Annotated in this window: 12 protein-coding genes; 8 read left to right on the top strand and 4 right to left on the bottom strand. The window is 61.5% G+C overall.

Going from position 1 to position 16,479, the window contains the following annotated elements; genetic code table 11:
- Window positions 1-65: 65 nt before the first annotated feature.
- Both ACQKEN_RS04370 and ACQKEN_RS04365 read right to left on the bottom strand, forming a co-directional pair.
- The gene (locus ACQKEN_RS04370) at window positions 66-1,244 is read right to left on the bottom strand and encodes a vWA domain-containing protein (protein WP_427683950.1); all 1,179 of its coding nucleotides are present in this window, start codon (window positions 1,242-1,244) and stop codon (window positions 66-68) included.
- A 46-nt stretch (window positions 1,245-1,290) separates the two neighbouring features.
- Window positions 1,291-2,136 (bottom strand): AAA family ATPase, encoded by an 846-nt coding sequence (locus ACQKEN_RS04365; RefSeq protein ID WP_074890636.1) that lies wholly within the window; start codon window positions 2,134-2,136, stop codon window positions 1,291-1,293.
- 207 nt (window positions 2,137-2,343) lie between these two features.
- Here ACQKEN_RS04365 and ACQKEN_RS04360 point away from each other — a divergent pair, with 207 nt between their 5' ends.
- Together ACQKEN_RS04360 and ACQKEN_RS04355 are read left to right on the top strand one after the other, a co-directional pair.
- Entirely contained in the window at window positions 2,344-2,574 is a 231-nt protein-coding gene (locus ACQKEN_RS04360) for a DUF4160 domain-containing protein (RefSeq protein WP_427683948.1), read from the top strand.
- Entirely contained in the window at window positions 2,571-3,119 is a 549-nt protein-coding gene (locus ACQKEN_RS04355; protein ID WP_427683946.1) for a hypothetical protein, read from the top strand. Before ACQKEN_RS04360 ends, ACQKEN_RS04355 begins: the two co-directional genes overlap by 4 nt.
- 103 nt (window positions 3,120-3,222) lie before the next feature.
- Here ACQKEN_RS04355 and ACQKEN_RS04350 read toward each other — a convergent pair whose 3' ends face one another.
- Window positions 3,223-4,296, bottom strand: coding sequence for a DUF748 domain-containing protein (locus ACQKEN_RS04350; RefSeq protein ID WP_427683944.1), 1,074 nt, complete (start codon window positions 4,294-4,296; stop codon window positions 3,223-3,225).
- Between the two features lie 126 nt (window positions 4,297-4,422).
- Here ACQKEN_RS04350 and cysK point away from each other — a divergent pair, with 126 nt between their 5' ends.
- From cysK to ACQKEN_RS04325, 5 genes are all read left to right on the top strand, one after another.
- Entirely contained in the window at window positions 4,423-5,397 is a 975-nt protein-coding gene (cysK, locus tag ACQKEN_RS04345) for a cysteine synthase A (protein WP_427683942.1), read from the top strand.
- A 328-nt stretch (window positions 5,398-5,725) separates the two neighbouring features.
- Window positions 5,726-6,664: an aspartyl/asparaginyl beta-hydroxylase domain-containing protein gene (locus ACQKEN_RS04340; RefSeq protein WP_074890626.1), complete on the top strand. Its 939-nt coding sequence runs from the start codon at window positions 5,726-5,728 to the stop codon at window positions 6,662-6,664.
- 356 nt (window positions 6,665-7,020) lie between these two features.
- A complete protein-coding gene (locus ACQKEN_RS04335; protein WP_427684244.1) occupies window positions 7,021-7,878 on the top strand; it encodes a glyoxalase in 858 nt (285 codons plus the stop codon).
- Between the two features lie 3 nt (window positions 7,879-7,881).
- A complete protein-coding gene (locus ACQKEN_RS04330) occupies window positions 7,882-9,291 on the top strand; it encodes an alginate export family protein (protein WP_427683940.1) in 1,410 nt (469 codons plus the stop codon).
- A 412-nt stretch (window positions 9,292-9,703) separates the two neighbouring features.
- Entirely contained in the window at window positions 9,704-10,558 is an 855-nt protein-coding gene (locus ACQKEN_RS04325) for a DMT family transporter (RefSeq protein ID WP_427683938.1), read from the top strand.
- A 990-nt stretch (window positions 10,559-11,548) separates the two neighbouring features.
- On the opposite strand, the gene ACQKEN_RS04320 is transcribed toward ACQKEN_RS04325, so the two are convergent.
- Window positions 11,549-15,022, bottom strand: coding sequence for a hybrid sensor histidine kinase/response regulator (locus ACQKEN_RS04320; RefSeq protein WP_427683936.1), 3,474 nt, complete (start codon window positions 15,020-15,022; stop codon window positions 11,549-11,551).
- A gap of 245 nt (window positions 15,023-15,267) precedes the next feature.
- Between ACQKEN_RS04320 and ACQKEN_RS04315 the strand changes: the two genes are divergently transcribed.
- Window positions 15,268-16,410 carry a TDT family transporter gene (locus ACQKEN_RS04315; RefSeq protein WP_427683934.1) on the top strand — a complete coding sequence of 381 codons (1,143 nt, stop codon included), beginning with the start codon at window positions 15,268-15,270 and terminating at the stop codon, window positions 16,408-16,410.
- The last annotated feature ends 69 nt before the right edge of the window (window positions 16,411-16,479 follow it).

Below are 16,479 nucleotides of genomic sequence, written 5' to 3'. Positions count from 1 at the left end.
CAATCCGGTTTTACGACGACTGCGTCGCCGATCGCGGGACAAGCCACGCTCCTACGGTCTCAGCATTACTTCGCCAGATACCGCATCCCTTCCTCCAACCCGCGCAAAGTCAGCGGGTACATCTGGTCTTCGATCAAGTCCCGCACGATGTTGGTGGAGGTGGTGTAGGCCCAGGCGTCTTTGGGGTACGGATTGATCCAGATGATCTTCTTGAATTTGGCCATGAACCGTTGCATCCAGACGTAACCCGCTTCTTCATTCCAATGCTCGACACTGCCGCCCGGTTGGGTGATTTCGTAGGGCGCCATGGCGGCGTCGCCGATGAAGATGACTTTGTAATCCGCGCCGTATTTATGCAGCAGGTCCTGGGTGGCGGTGCGCTCGGAGGTGCGGCGCTGGTTGTTCTTCCACACCGATTCGTAAACGAAGTTATGGAAGTAGAAATACTCCATGTGCTTGAACTCGGTCTTGCAGGCCGAGAACAGTTCTTCGCAGGTCTTCACGTGGGCGTCCATCGAGCCGCCGATGTCGAACAGCAGCAACAGCTTGATGGTGTTTCGGCGTTCGGGCCGCATCTGGATGTTCAGCAGGCCGGCGTCGCGGGCGGTGTGGTCGATCGTGCCGTCGATGTCCAGTTCGTCCGCCGCGCCCTGTCGCGCGAATTTGCGCAGGCGCCGCAGGGCCACTTTGATGTTGCGCGTGCCCAGTTCAACCCCGTCGTCGAGGTTCTTGTACTCGCGCTGATCCCAGACCTTGGCGGCCTTGCCCTGACGCTGGCCCGCGTCGCCCACCCGAATCCCCTCGGGGTTGTAACCGCCTGAGCCGAACGGGCTGGTGCCGCCGGTGCCGATCCATTTATTGCCGCCGGCGTGGCGCTCCTTTTGCTCTTCCAGGCGCTTCTTGAATTCTTCGATCAATTTGTCCAGGCCACCCAGGGACTGGATCTGCGCGCGTTCCTCAGCCGTCAGCGAGCGCTCGAACTCCTTGCGCAGCCAATCCTCGGGAATCAGCGCCTGCAGGTGATCGTCGAGCTTTTCCAGGCCGTTGAAATACGCACCGAACGCCCGGTCGAACTTGTCGAAATGGCGCTCGTCCTTTACCAGAATCGTGCGCGACAGGTAATAGAACTCGTCCATGTCGGCGAACGTCACGCGCTGCTTCAGCGCGTTGATGAGGTCGAGCAGTTCACGCAACGAAACCGGCACTTTGGCTGCGCGCATTTCGTTGAACAGATTGAGCAACATAATCGGCGTCCCGCCCTTGATCTAAATGAGCTTGACCAAAAAAGGCTCAGCGATTGCCGCGACGACTCATGAACGCCAGGCGTTCAAGGAGATGCACGTCCTGCTCGTTCTTGACCAGCGCACCGGCCAGCGGCGGGATGGCTTTAGTGGGGTCGCGCTCGCGCAGCACGGCTTCGCCGATGTTGTCGGCCATCAGCAGTTTCAGCCAGTCCACCAGCTCGGACGTCGAGGGTTTTTTCTTCAGGCCCGGGACCTTGCGCACGTCGAAGAACACGTCCAGCGCTTCGCTGACCAGATCCTTCTTGATGTTCGGATAGTGCACATCGACTATCTTCTGCAGCGTGCTTCGGTCGGGGAACGCGATGTAGTGAAAGAAGCAGCGGCGCAGGAAAGCGTCCGGCAGCTCTTTTTCGTTGTTGGACGTAATGATGATGATCGGACGCTTTTTGGCCTTGATCGTCTCGTCGATCTCGTAAACGTAGAACTCCATTTTGTCGAGTTCTTGAAGCAGGTCGTTGGGGAACTCAATGTCCGCCTTGTCGATCTCGTCGATCAGCAGAATCACCCGCTCTTCGGATTCAAAGGCTTCCCAGAGCTTGCCTTTCTTCAGGTAGTTGCGCACGTCGTGGACTTTGTCGACGCCCAGTTGCGAGTCGCGCAGGCGGCTGACCGCGTCGTACTCATAGAGGCCCTGATGCGCCTTGGTGGTCGACTTGATGTGCCAGGTGATCAGCCGCGCGCCGAAGGATTCGGCCAGTTGCTCGGCGAGCATGGTCTTGCCGGTACCAGGCTCGCCCTTGACCAGCAGCGGGCGCTCCAGGGTGATGGCGGCATTGACCGCAAGCTTCAGATCGTCGGTGGCGACGTAGGCGTGGGTGCCTTCGAATTTCATCGGGAAAATCCTCGAACAGCGCGAACAGGCCGTTGGCCTTAACCGCGCAAGATAGGGCGCAAAGAGTGCAGCGACTATACCGCGCACCCCGCGCCACTGTGAACGCAGACGCTTTATTCAGTATCTGAATGGAGCGTCACGGTCTGACCGGGAAGAAAATTGTAACCACCATTGAGGTATCGCCAAAATAGCGATACCTTCCTGCGCATGTCGACCAAATACAGATTCAGGGACAAATACAGAATTCAACTGCGGGAAAAGGATCACCTGCCGCCCCACGTACACCTGACTGGTGGCGGGCTGGATGTGCTGATCTGTCTGCAGTGGGTTGAACCCATGCTCGGCCACGCCCCGGCCGCCGTAATCAGGGAGGCGCTCGAATGGGTAAGGGCCCACCAAACAGAATTGCTGGAGGAATGGAAACGATGGCATCCATGAAACGTCCACGCCTCAAGACCGTAGAGGCGCTGGCTCATCAAAAACTGGCGCTGACATTTATCAACGACATGAAATACGTTCTCGACCTGAGCGGCGACATCGCTGCATTTCCGGGACTGCAACCGCTCAGTGATCCGGACATATTCATGCAGGCGCAGATCGGCGACGACGGCTGGACCGTCGAGTGGGCCGAGCCTGATATCCAGATCGGCGCCGACACCCTGTATCTGGACGCCAAGGCCCAGGCCGCCACCGACGAGAACACGCGGATATTCATCGGCTGGCGTGCGCGCACCGGTTTGCCGCTGGCAATGGCGGCCGAAGCGCTGGGCGTCAGTACGCGCAGCATCACCCGCTACACCAACGGCAGCGAGGCGGCACCGCGCACGTTGGCGCTGGCGTGTCTTGGGTGGGATGCGTTGCAGAATCAGTCAGGCAACGGCGTGTTGCTGGCCGAGAAGCGTGCGGGCTATGGAGTTGATAAAGGGAGCGCCGTTGACAAGGCGAGCGGCGTCGACAAGGGGACAGGCGAAGGGGGCGAGTGAGCTGACTCGCGTGGGAGGCGTGTCAGCGATCGAGGTCGTCGCTGACTAAACGCTTCGCGAGCAAGTTCACTCCTACAGGGATGCGCCCGTCAAAACGCTGCGTTTATTTCGCCTCGCTCTTGCCGCTGTCATAGCGTGTGTTGAACGCCTTTACGAAAGCATTGCGCAGGATCTGCAGAAACGCTTCGAACGCGTTAATGTCCTGCTTGTGGACACTGCCGCTCAGTTCGACGCGGGTGGCAAATTGATTCTTCCCCTGGTTCTTGAGCACTGTTTCGCTTCCGCCGACCACGGCTTCCCAGATCGAGCGGAAGAAGCCTTTGTTCTGGTTCTCGACGTCCTGCTGCCAGTCGAATACATCGACATTACGCAGCAGGGGCTTGATGTAGCCACTGAGCTGGCCATTGGTGGCCTGGGCTTCGATGACCACATCGCCATCGCCTGCGTTGAAATCGAATTTCCCATACGCCGACGCGAAGTCGTTCAGGCGCTTGAGCTGGATACCGGTCGCGCGCAGCTTGAAGTCGAAGTCCTCCAGGCTGAACGGGTCGAAGGTCGCGGTGCTTTCCAGTGGCGCGTGCCCCAGCAGCATGGCCTTGCCCTCGAAGCGGGCATCGCGCTTGCCGGCTTTGTCTTCGACGTTGGTCAGGTTAAAGATGCTGGCGTTGATGCTGTCGGCGTCGATTTTCACCTTCGGCGTCGAGTTGAAGTTGTTAAAGGTGATCTTGCCGTCCTGAATGCGCATCTCGTTGAGGGTGATCGGCAGCAGCTTGTTCAACTGAGCGCGCCAGTCAGTTCCCGCACCGGTCTGGGACTGGCGCTTGTCCGGGCCACCGTCGACGAAGTTGAGTTCGGGGCTGGCGAACGCGACCTCGGCGACCACGGCATGGTCGTACCAGAGCGAATGCCAACTGACAGCAATGTCGATGACCGGCGCATTCAGCAACGGCACCGGCACTTTGCCGTCGACCTTGACGATTTTCAGGCCGTTGATTCGGTATGCCCCGCGCCACAGCGCCAGGTCCACATCGGTGACCTGACCGCGGTAGTCGCCCATGTCGGCGAGTTTTTCATTGAGGTAATTGCGTACCACGTAGGGCAGTGCGATGTGGACTGCGATCAGCAGCACCACCAAGCCAACAATTGTCCATAACGGCCAGCTGTAACGACGTTTCATGTTTACACCCTTCAGTGACGTAGTTTTGTTGACTGCTGGCGATGTGATCGGTTCGCTTCGACTGGACGTTGCACCGGCTCAAGGCATAGGCTTTGAGCTTTTCCAAACCTGCACAAGGACCCGGTCATGAGCCGTATTTACGCAGATAACGCCCATTCCATCGGCAACACGCCACTGGTGCAGATCAACCGCATCGCGCCGCGCGGGGTCACCATCCTGGCGAAGATCGAGGGGCGTAATCCGGGCTATTCCGTGAAGTGCCGGATCGGCGCGAACATGATCTGGGACGCTGAAAGCAGCGGCAGACTCAAGCCTGGCATGACCATCGTTGAACCCACTTCCGGTAACACCGGCATCGGTCTGGCGTTTGTCGCCGCAGCCCGTGGCTACAAGCTGACCCTGACCATGCCGGCCTCGATGAGTATAGAGCGGCGCAAGGTGCTCAAGGCCCTGGGCGCGGAATTGGTACTCACCGAGCCGGCGCAGGGCATGAAAGGCTCCATCGCCAAGGCCGAAGAGCTGCTCGCCAGCGATCCCTCCACGTACTTCATGCCGGCGCAGTTCGAGAACCCGGCCAACCCGGCCATTCACGAGAAGACCACCGGCCCGGAAATCTGGAACGACACCGACGGCGCCATCGACGTGCTGGTCGCGGGCGTCGGCACCGGCGGCACGATCACCGGTGTCTCGCGCTACATTAAAAACGCCATGGGCAAGCCGATTATCTCGGTGGCTGTCGAACCCATGGGCTCGCCGATCATCACCCAGGCGATGGCCGGCGAAGAGATCAAACCCAGCCCCCACAAGATTCAGGGCATTGGCGCGGGTTTCATTCCGAAAAACCTCGACCTCTCGATTGTCGACCGCGTCGAGCTGGTCAGTGATGAAGAAGCCAAGGCCATGGCCCTGCGGCTGATGCAGGAGGAGGGGATTCTGTGCGGTATCTCCTGCGGCGCGGCCATGCACGCAGCGGTGCGTCTGGCCGAGAAGCCGGAAATGCAGGGCAAGACGATCGTGGTGGTACTGCCGGATTCGGGTGAGCGCTACCTGTCGAGCATGCTCTTCAGCGACCTGTTTACTGAACGCGAGCTGACCCAATAGTCGTGTCGGCGGCCGCTTCGGCTTTTTACCCGGCGGACTAAGGCTTATGATGGCCGCCATTCGAAACCCGCCGGAAGATTGTCCCAGCTCATCCGGCGGGTTTTGTGTTGCACTAGAATCCGCACGACGCGTGCTGTGGATTCATGTAGGAGCGTGGCTTGTCCCGCGATCGGCGACGCAGTCGTCGTGATTTCTGCTAACACGGTGTGTCAATTGCAACGCATCGCTAGGGTTTGCTGCCGGTTTCCGGCAGATCGCGGGACAAGCCACGCTCCCACAATCGTTTTTATCGTGCCGCCAGATTTTTGCCTGTTCCGAGGAGAGTTTCATGACCCTTTCTTTTGCTGTCAAAGCGGCGATTCTGCTGCTGTTTGTCGGCAGCACGCTGTACGTGCATCTGCGCGGCAAGGCGCGTTTGCCGGTATTGCGCCAGTTCGTGAATCACTCCGCACTGTTCGCCCCGTATAACGCTTTGATGTACCTGTTCTCCAGCGTGCCGTCCAAGCCGTACCTGGACCGCAGCAAGTTTCCAGAACTCGATGTGCTGCGCGACAACTGGGAAACCATCCGCGACGAAGCCATGCACCTGTTCGACGAAGGCTACATCCGTGCCGCCGCCAAGGACAACGACGCGGGTTTCGGTTCGTTCTTCAAGAAGGGCTGGAAGCGTTTCTACCTGAAGTGGTACGACAAACCGCTGCCATCCGCCGAGGCGTTGTGCCCAAAGACGGTGGAACTGGTCAGCCGCATTCCCAACGTCAAAGGCGCGATGTTCGCTTTGTTGCCCGGTGGCAGCCACTTGAACCCGCACCGCGACCCGTTCGCCGGCTCTCTGCGTTATCACTTGGGCCTGTCCACGCCGAATTCCGACGATTGCCGCATCTTCGTCGACGGTCAGGTCTACGCCTGGCGCGACGGTGACGACGTGATGTTCGATGAAACCTACGTGCACTGGGTGAAGAACGAAACCGACGTCACCCGCGTGATTCTGTTCTGCGACATCGAGCGGCCTCTGAGCAATCGTTTCATGATCGCCGTCAACCGCCGCGTCAGCGCGTTTCTCGGTCGAGCCACCGCGCCGCAGAACACCGATGACGAACGCGTCGGCGGAATCAATCAGGCGTATGCGTTCAGCAAGCGGTTCAGCAACAGCTTCAGCGGCAAGGTCAAACAGTTCAAGCGCGCCAACCCCAAGGCCTATCGCATCTTGCGTCCGGTGCTGGCGGTGATCGTGCTGACGCTGCTGGGTTACTGGCTGTTCGGTTGACGCGACGCCTGCATCGAGCGCCGTCCCACTCAGTGGGACGGCGTTTTTTTTGCGCCCGGATTGGGTGTCGACCACGAAGCAGGCGAACGATGTAATGCCACTGTAGGAGCGCGCTTGCCCGCGAAGGCGTCAGTGCATCTGACATGGTGCTTGGCTGACACACCGCCTTCGCCAGCAAGCCGGCTCAGATTTCAAGTCGACCAGGGCACAAGGGCATAACCGGCAAATAGCACGTCTATTCAATCCTCTTCGGGCCAGTCGGCGGACCCTGCGTTCAGCCCTTTTACCCGGAGACGATGTTCATGCGCGCCAGATTCCTGATGCTTTCCGCCACGCTGTTCGGCCTGGCCGGTCCGATGGCGGCCGTGGTTGCACCGACCGTTGCTTTTGCCCAATCCGCCGCCGTGGCCGTTGCGCCGCAATACGACACCACCCATGTGTACGTGGCCCCCGCAGACGTGGATCGCTTCGTTCAAAGCTTCACCGCCACATTCGGCGGGCAGAGCACGCCTCAGGTCGTGGTGAACGTTTTGCCGGTGCCCAGCAGCACGACCTCCCAGCTGATTCAAACGCCGGTTGGCACGGTGTCGCTGTTCGGTTTCAAGACCCCGATCCCGCGTCCCTTTGGCGATGAGCGCAACGGCTATCTGGTCAAGGACATGGACGTGGCGATCAAAGAGGCCCGTCAGGCCGGCGCCGACGTCATTGTGTCTGATTTCCCCGACCCCATCGGTCGCGACGCCGTCGTGCAGTGGCCAGGTGGCGTGAACATGCAACTTTACTGGCACACCAAAGTGCCGAGTTACCCGCCGTTCCAGACCATTCCCGAGAACCGCGTCTACGTCTCCGATGACCGGGCCGCTGCTTTCGTGAAAGCCTTCGTCGCGTTCTCCCACGGCAAAGTCATCAGCGACGAGAAGAAAGCGCCGGGCATCGAAGTCGGTCGCGCCGATGCCACCTTCCACCGCATTCGCATCGAATCACCGTTCGGCAAAATGGTCGTGCTGGCCACCGACGGCCATCTGCCGTATCCGTTTGGCCACGACACCACCGGCTATGAAGTCGCTAACCTGCAGGACACCTTGAGCAAGGCCAGGGCGGCGGGCGTGAACGTGCTTGTCGAGCCTGTCACCAGCGCAGGGCGTACGGCGGCAGTCGTTGAATTTCCGGGCGGCTACGTCGCTGAAATTCATCAGACCGCTGCGGCCGGTTGACCGATGGCGAGTGCTCGATTCGCCTCAGGTTTGAGCGGTGTATGCCTGGCCCTGGCGTTGCCGCTGGCCAGCAGTCCGGCCCGTGCTGACGACGCTGCAACCAGGCCGGCGATCAAGACCAATCGTTGGCAGGAGGATTGGTCAGTGCTGGCCAATCCGACCCTCCGGACAGCGCCGCTGGACAGCCTGAAGTACATCCCGCTGTCTTCGGATAATCCGCAGACATATCTGTCGTTGGGCAGCACCCTGCGCGAACGTTTTGAAATGAATGACGCCAGCGCCTTCGGCACACGGAATGTGGCCCGGGACAGGTATTTGCTGCAGCGCTTCCAGGTCCACGCCGATCTGCACTTCAACGAGAACTGGCGCGTGTTCACCCAGCTGGAAGACGTGCGCGCCTACGACAAAACCACCCTTGGCGGCGCTGATCAGAATCGCACTGACCTGCGCCTCGCGTTTCTTGAATACACCAAGAAGCTGGGGGACAACACGTTCAAGGCGCGGGTCGGGCGGCAGGATTTCGCCTTCGACTTACAGCGCTTTATTTCCTCCCGCGACGGGCCCAACGTGCGTCAGTCGTTCGATGCGTTGTGGGCCGACTGGGAGACCGGTTTGTGGCGCTTCATCGCGATCGCCAGCCGACCGGTGCAATACCAGGACGAGCGCCACTTCGACGATCGCTCGAACCACGAATTTCGCTTCCACATGCTGCGCGCCGAGCGCCTTGTCGGCGCCAGTAACGAGCTCTCGGCCTACGTCGGCCTGTATGAACGCGACGACGCCAGCTATCTGGACGCCAGCGGCGCAGAACACCGGAACATCTTTGACGCGCGGCTTGGCGGCGCGGCCGATGGTTACGACTGGGACCTGGAAGCGATGGGGCAGACCGGTTCGGTCGGCGCCAAAAGCATTCGCGCCTGGGCGGCGGGCAGTCGCGCGGGTTACACGTTCGCCGACGTTAGCTGGACGCCGCGTCTGGGCCTGCAACTGGACGCGGCCTCGGGCGACCGAAACAACGGCGATGGCACGTTGGGCACGTTCAATCCGCTGTTCCCCAATGGCTATTATTTTTCGCTGGGGGGCTACACCGGTTACGCCAACATCCTGCACGTCAAACCGTCGATTACCCTCAAGCCCATCGCCAAGCTGAGCATTCAGACGGCCCTCGGCCTGCAATGGCGGGAGACCACCGAAGACGCCGTTTACGTGCAGCCCAACATCGCGGTGGCCGGGACCGCAGGGCAGGGCAGTCGCTGGACCGGTGCTTACGGGCAGGTGCGCACGGACTACGCCTTCACCCCTAATCTGAGCGGTGCGATCGAAGCGGTTCACTATGACGTCGGCCAGTCCGTGCGCGATGCCGGCGGGCACGACAGCAATTACCTCGGCGTTGAGCTGAAGCTGTCCTGGTAGAAGCTGTTCTGGCAGTTGTGCATCAGGGCGATTCACGACGTCGCGTTATGACATTGCATGATGCACTGATGGCTGGTTATAGTCGGCCTCGTTGCCGTAACACCTGGCAACATCGAGTCATTCCCTTTCAGAAGATGAACACGATGCCTGCATCCAGCACCCGGTTCGCTTTATCCGCCACGGCTCGCGCTGTTGCGGAACCGTGCAGCTGCATGCAAATCGCCTTCATCACGCGTTACCCGCCACCCTCACCTGTGAACAGTCCTGTCGTGTGCGTCGTTGCACCGCCAGGTGTCGTTGTGCTCGGCTGATCGACTGCGTCAACGCTGTCGACCGAAGCCTGCAACGCCCGCAAAACATCCGTGAATCCGGTTCGTGCCGGGTCCGATTTTGTCTGAATCACAGGTGACTCATGTTCGCTCATAAAGCCTTGGCCTCGATGGCCACGACGACGCTTTTCGTCCTGCTCTGGAGCAGCGGCGCAATTGTTTCCAAGTGGGGCCTGACCCACGCCTCGCCGTTTGCGTTTCTGCTGTTCCGTTTCCTGCTGGCGCTGGGGGCGCTGGCGATTCTGATCCCGGCCTTGGGGTACAGGCTTCCCGCCACCCGCGCGTCGATGGGCTTCGCGTTGATGACGGGCGCTGTGCTGCTGGGCGCTTATCAGATCTGCTACCTGCTGGCGCTGGACATGAAAGTTGCGCCCGGCGTCATGGCCACGATCATGGGTGTGCAACCGATTCTGACGGCCGTGCTGGTCGAGCGCAGTCGCTCGGCGTCACGCATGTTCGGCCTGAGTCTGGGGCTGGCGGGTCTGGTGCTGGTGGTCTGGCAAGGCATCGGCGACGGCGGATCCCTTGCCGGCATGGCGTTCGGGGTGCTCGGCATGTTGAGCATGACCGGCGGCTCGATCATGCAGAAGCGCATCACCGACAACCCCCTCGGCACGTTGCCGGTGCAATACCTTGCGGGGACGGTGGTCTGCGCGGTGTTCGTACCCTTTCAGCCCTTTCATTTCGAGCACAGCATCGGCTTTTACGTGCCGGTGCTGTACATGGGGCTGGTGGTGTCGGTGCTGGCGACGTTCCTGCTCTATCGCCTGATCGCCCAGGGCAATCTGGTCAACGTGACCAGCCTGTTTTATCTGGTGCCCGGCGTCACCGCGATCATGGACTACCTGATCTACGGCAACCGCCTGGCGCTGATGAGTATGCTGGGGATGGTGCTGATCGTGGTGGGGTTGGTGTTTGTGTTCAGGAAGGTTAAGTAGAACCTGCCGAGCGTCCGGCGAATTCGCCGGACACTGCGGATGAACCTGTAGGAGCGTGGCTTGCTCGCGATCTGGCGCGAATCGGCAGTAAACCGGTGCATGCGGTGTGTCAGGCATTGCCGAGGCGTCAGGTTTCACGACTGCTGCGCAGCCGATCGCGGGCAAGCGCGCTCCTACATTGATCGTCGTCTGCCGCAGCATCCATGCGCCGATCGTGGGTTGGCGGAATGTGCCCACGGTGATGCAAGGATCGTGGTCTGCCGCGATTTCTTCGGACGCTGCGGACACTGAGGACACTGAGGACACTGAGGACACTGCGGACACTGTAGGAGCGCGCTTGCCCGCGATCTGGCGCGAAGCGGCAGTAAACCGTTGCATGCGGTGTGTCAGGCATTGCCGAGGCGTCAGGTTTCACGACTGCTGCGCAGCCGATCGCGAGCAAGCTCACTCCTACATTGATCGTCGTCTGCCGCAGCATCCATGCGCCGATCGTGGGTTGGCGGAATGCGCCCACGGTGATGCAAGGATCGTGGTCTGCCGCGATTTCTTCGCACGCTGCGGATGAACCTGTAGGAGCGTGGCTTGCCCCGCGATCTGGCGCGAAGCGGCAGCAAACCGGTGCATGCGGGGTGTCAGGTATAACCGAGGCGTCGGGTTTCACGACTGCTGCGCAGCCGATCGCGAGCAAGCTCACTCCTACACCGTTCTTGGCCAGGCTCGGAATCTGCGCACGGTTATGCACGGTTCGTGGTCTACGGCGTATTCTCCGGACACTGCGGACACTGCGGACACTGCGGACACTGCGGACACTGCGGACCCTGCGGACCCTGTAGGAGTGAGCTTGCTCGCGATCTGGCGCGAAGCGGCAGCAAACCGCTGCATGCGGTGTGTCAGGCATTGCCGGGTGCGTCGGGTTTACGACTGCTGCGCAGCCGATCGCGGGACAAGCCACGCTCCTACACGGTTCCGCGCATCACTGTGGACTCAGCCTCAACCCAATCGCACATGCCGACTCAACAACGCCCGCAGCGCTGCGGGCTTCACCGGTTTGGCCAAGTATTCGAGGCCGGCGGCATGCACTTGGGCGATCAGTTCCGGGCGGCCGTCGGCGCTGATGACCACACCGGGCACCGGCTCACCCAGTTGCGTGCGCAGCCAGGCCATCAGTTCGGTGCCGATTTCACCGTGGTCCAGGTGGTAATCCACCAACGCCAGGTGCGGGCGAATGCCATCGTTGAGCAGGGCCTGGCATTCCTCCCGATTGCGCGCCGTCCAGACCTGACACCCCCAGCGGCTCAGCAGGCTGTCCATCCCCATCAGAATGCTGTCTTCGTTATCGACGCACAGAATCTGCGTGCCGTTCAGCGCGGCGCGCACAGGTTCGGTCGGCGCAGCGGCCGGCGTCGGCAACGCAGGCGCCAGCGGCACTGTGACGCTGAACACGCTGCCCTGGCCCGGCCATGACCGCACTTCCAGTGAATGACCGAGTACGCGGCACAAGCCGTCGGCGATCGCCAGCCCCAGCCCCAGGCCTTTCTCGGCGCGGGTCTGATGGCTGTCCAGCCGCTTGAACTCCTCGAAAATCACTTGGCGCTTGTCTTCGGGGATGCCCGGCCCCCGGTCCCAGACCTCCAGGCTCAACTGCCCGTTACGGCGCCGTACCCCCAGCAGAATCGGCCCCTTGGCGTAACGAAACGCATTGGTCAGGAAATTCTGCAGCACCCGCCGCAGCAGCTTGGCATCGCTGGCCACGCGCAACGTGCTGCCGCGCACGCGGAAGTCCAGACCCTGCTCCTGAGCGAGGGCCTTGAATTCGGCGCCGAGGGTTTCGAACAGATTGTTCAGGGGGAGCGGCGTGATGGTCGGCGTGAACTTGCCGTTCTCCAGACGCGAAATATCCAGCAGGTCGCTGATCAGGTCTTCGGCCGAACGCAGCGAGCTGTCCAGATGATGGATCAGCTGTTTCGCTTCCGCCGGCACATTGTCGTCGTTGTGCAGCAGGGCCGCGGAGAACAAACGCGCGGCGTTCATGGGTTGCATCAGGTCATGGCTGACGGCGGCGAGAAACCGCGTTTTCGATTGATTGGCGGCTTCCGCATGGGCCTTGGCTTCGCTCAGCGCCGTGTTCAACTGCGACAGCTCCCGCGTCCTTTCAGCCACGCGCTGTTCGAGGCTTTCGTTGGCGCCCTTGAGCGCATGCTCCGCCTCGCGAAACGCCGTGATGTCGGTGAAACTCATGACGAAGCCGCCACCGGGCATCGGGTTGCCGATCAGTTCGATCACCTGGCCATTGGGAAACAATCGCTCGGACGTATGCGCGCGGCCCTGACGCATCCAGTGCAGCCGCCGGGCGACGTGTACTTCCGCTTCGCCCGGCCCGAGCAAACCGCGCTCGGCGTTGTAGCGGATGATGTCGGCGATGGGCCGGCCCACGCTGATCAGGCCTTCGGGGTAATTGAACAGCTCCAGATAGCGCGCGTTCCAGGCCACCAGCCGCAGGGATTGATCCACCACGCTGATGCCCTGGGTGATGTTTTCGATGGCGCCCTGCAGCAAGGCGCGGTTGAACTGCAGCACTTCGGAGGCTTCGTCGGCGATGCGCACCACATCTTCGAGCTGCATGTCGCGGCCTTCGATCGCCGCCTTGACCACCGCCCGCGTCGACGACGTGCCCAGCACCCCCGCCAGCAAGCGTTCGGTGTGGGCGATCCATTCGCCGTTGGCGTTCTGGTTGGGGTTGAAGCCTTTGCCCTGGCGGTAAGCGAAACGGATGAAGCTCTGTTGCGCCCGCTCTTCGCCCACGAAACGCGCCGAAAGCTTGAGCAAGTCCTCGATCTGCACCGCCAGGAGCGAGCGGTTGTTGGGCCGCGCCTGCAACTCTTGACCGATGAAACGACCCGCCTGCCAGTGTTCGGACACGCGCGTTCGCGACAGCAGCGAGACCCACACAAACAACGCCAGGTTGCCCAGCATCGACAGGACCACGCCCTGGGTCAGCGGGCTGATCGGCAGATTGAAGGGGTTGCTGTGCAGCCACGCCAGCAGGGGGAAACTGCTCAGCGACCAGCCCATGCTGTGGGCAATGATCGGCAGCACCAGGGTGTAAAACCAGATGAACACCCCGGCAGCGAGCCCGGCAAATACACCGCGTCGATTGGCCGGCTTCCAGTACAGCGCGCCGATCATCGCCGGCATTAACTGAGTGATGGCGGCGAAGGCGATCTGGCCGATGGTCGCCAGGCTGGCGGTCGACCCCAGCAGCCGATAGCTGACGTAGGCGAGCAACAGGATGACCACGATGCTGACCCGGCGCACCGAGAGCATCCAGTGGCGAAAGACTTCAAACGGGCGCTCGGCGGTTTTGCGCCGCAGCAGCCACGGCAGCAGCATGTCGTTGGAGACCATGGTCGACAGCGCGACGCTGGCAACGATCACCATGCCGGTGGCGGCCGACGCGCCGCCGATGAATGCAAGCATCGCCAGCGCCGGGTGGGCGTGGGCCAACGGCACGCTGATCACGAACGAGTCCGGCAGCACCGAGGCGGGCAACAGCATCTGTCCGGCCAGCGCAATCGGCACCACGAATACGGCTGCCAGCAGCAGGTACGCCGGGAACACCCACTTGGCCAGGCGCAAATCCTCGGGCTCGATGTTCTCCACCACGGTGACGTGAAACTGCCGGGGCAGGCAGATGATCGCCATCATGGCGACGCCGGTCTGCACCACCATCGATGGCCAGTTGACCGTTTCTTTCCAGTACTCCTCCAGGCGCGGCGCGAGCATGGCCTGGTTGAACAGGTCATCCACGCCGTCGTACAGCCCGAAGGTCACGAACGCGCCGACGGCCATGAAAGCGAACAGCTTGACCAGCGACTCGAAGGCAATCGCCAGGACCATGCCGCGGTGGTGTTCGGTGGCGTCAAGGTTGCGTGTGCCGAAGACGATGGTGAACAGCGCCAGCACCAGCGAAACGATCAGCGCGGTGTCCTGGGCGCGCGTCCCGGTGGCGTCGGCGCCGGCACCGATCAGAATGTTCACGCCCAGCACAATGCCTTTGAGTTGCAGCGCGATGTAGGGCAGCACGCCGATCAGGCAGATCAGCGCAACGACGACGGCGAGGGTTTGCGACTTGCCGTAGCGGGCGGCAATGAAGTCGGCAATGGAGGTGATGTTTTCCTGCTTGCTGATCAGCACCATTTTCTGCAGCACCCAGGGCGACAGCAGCATCAGCAATATGGGCCCGAGGTAGATCGGCAGGAACGACCACAGCTGTTCGGCGGCCTGGCCGACCGAGCCGAAAAACGTCCAGCTGGTGCAATAGACCGCCAGCGACAGGCTGTACACCCAGGCGCGCAGGCGCGGCGGCAGCGGGGTGCTGCGGCGGTCACCGTAGAAGGCGATGGCAAACATGATGGCCATATAGGCCAGGGCGACGGCAGCGATCAGCCCGCTGGACAGCGACATGGGAACTCCAGAGACAAACGGCTAGCGGTTTCGGTGGCGATCCCTCGCCGGCCGGACAGTCTCGCACGCCGCGTGGGGTTCGTCTGTTACGACCAAGGTCTGAGCGGCGCGGTGTCGCAGGAGCGCAGATCGGATGTGTCCTCCATATCGGGAAAATCTATGACCCATAGCTAAATTACCCGCTTAGTCGATATCAGCTGCCGCCCTACTATGGGGACCACCTCACACGAGGACAGGAGCTCGCCATGACCCACGCCATCTTCATCCCGCAAAGACCCTTCAGCCAACTGAGCCATCCCCGGGAAGTCATCCGCCAATTCACCCCCAACTGGTTCGCCGCGACCATGGGCACCGGCATTCTTTCGGCTGTGCTGGTGCAGCTTCCGGTGACCATCCCCGGTGTGTTCCAACTGGCCGAAGCCTTGTGGATGCTGAACATCGTGCTGTTCCTGACCTTTAGCGCCCTCTACATCGCCCGCTGGGTGATGTTTTTCGACGAAGCGCGGCGGGTGTTCGGGCATTCCACGGTGTCGATGTTTTTCGGCACGATTCCCATGGGCCTGGCGACACTGATTAACGGACTGCTGACTTTCGGCCTGCCACGCTGGGGCGATGCCGTGCTGCCGGTTGCCGAACTGTTGTGGTGGCTGGACGTAGCGATGTCCCTGGCCTGCGGCGTGGTCATCCCGTTTTTGATGTTCACCCGCCAGGAACACCGTATCGACCAGATGACCGCCGTCTGGCTTCTGCCCCTTGTGGCCTGTGAAGTGGCGGCAGTCAGCGGCGGGCTGCTGGCGCCGCATCTGGCTGACAGTCACAGCCAGTTCAGCGTGCTCATCACCAGTTATGTGCTGTGGGCGATGTCGGTGCCGGTGGCGTTCAGCATCCTGACCATCCTGTTGCTGCGCATGGCCCTGCACAAATTGCCCCATGAAAGCATGGCCGCGTCGAGCTGGCTGGCCCTCGGGCCGATCAGCACCGGTGCATTCGGTTTGATCGTGCTGGGCGCCGATTCGCCGCTGATCTTCAACGCCAACGGCTTGCCCGGCGTCGGCGAAATCGCGTCGGGCCTTGGCCTGATCGGCGGCGTGATCTTGTGGGGTGTCGGCGTGTGGTGGTGCCTGATGGCGCTGCTGATCACCGCGCGTTACCTGCGCAACGGCATCCCGTTCAACCTGGGCTGGTGGGGTTTTACCTTTCCGCTGGGCGTGTTCGCGCTGACCACCTTGAAGCTGGGTGCGGTGCTTTATCTCGGGTTCTTCGCGGCCCTGGGCAGCGTGCTGGTCGCTGCGCTGACAGCGCTGTGGCTCGTGATCATGAAGCGCACCGTGAGCGGGGCCTATAAAGGCGAGCTGTTCGTTTCGCCGTGCATCGCTGGCTTACGCTAGATACCGCTCCCACGCTCTAACGGACTATCCGATGGAGCGCATGCTCGACTTTGCCGCCGGTGTCGTCTT

Source organism: Pseudomonas sp. NPDC078416 (assembly GCF_050268485.1).
Lineage (GTDB): Bacteria > Pseudomonadota > Gammaproteobacteria > Pseudomonadales > Pseudomonadaceae > Aquipseudomonas.
This window is presented reverse-complemented; position numbering and strand designations above follow the sequence as displayed.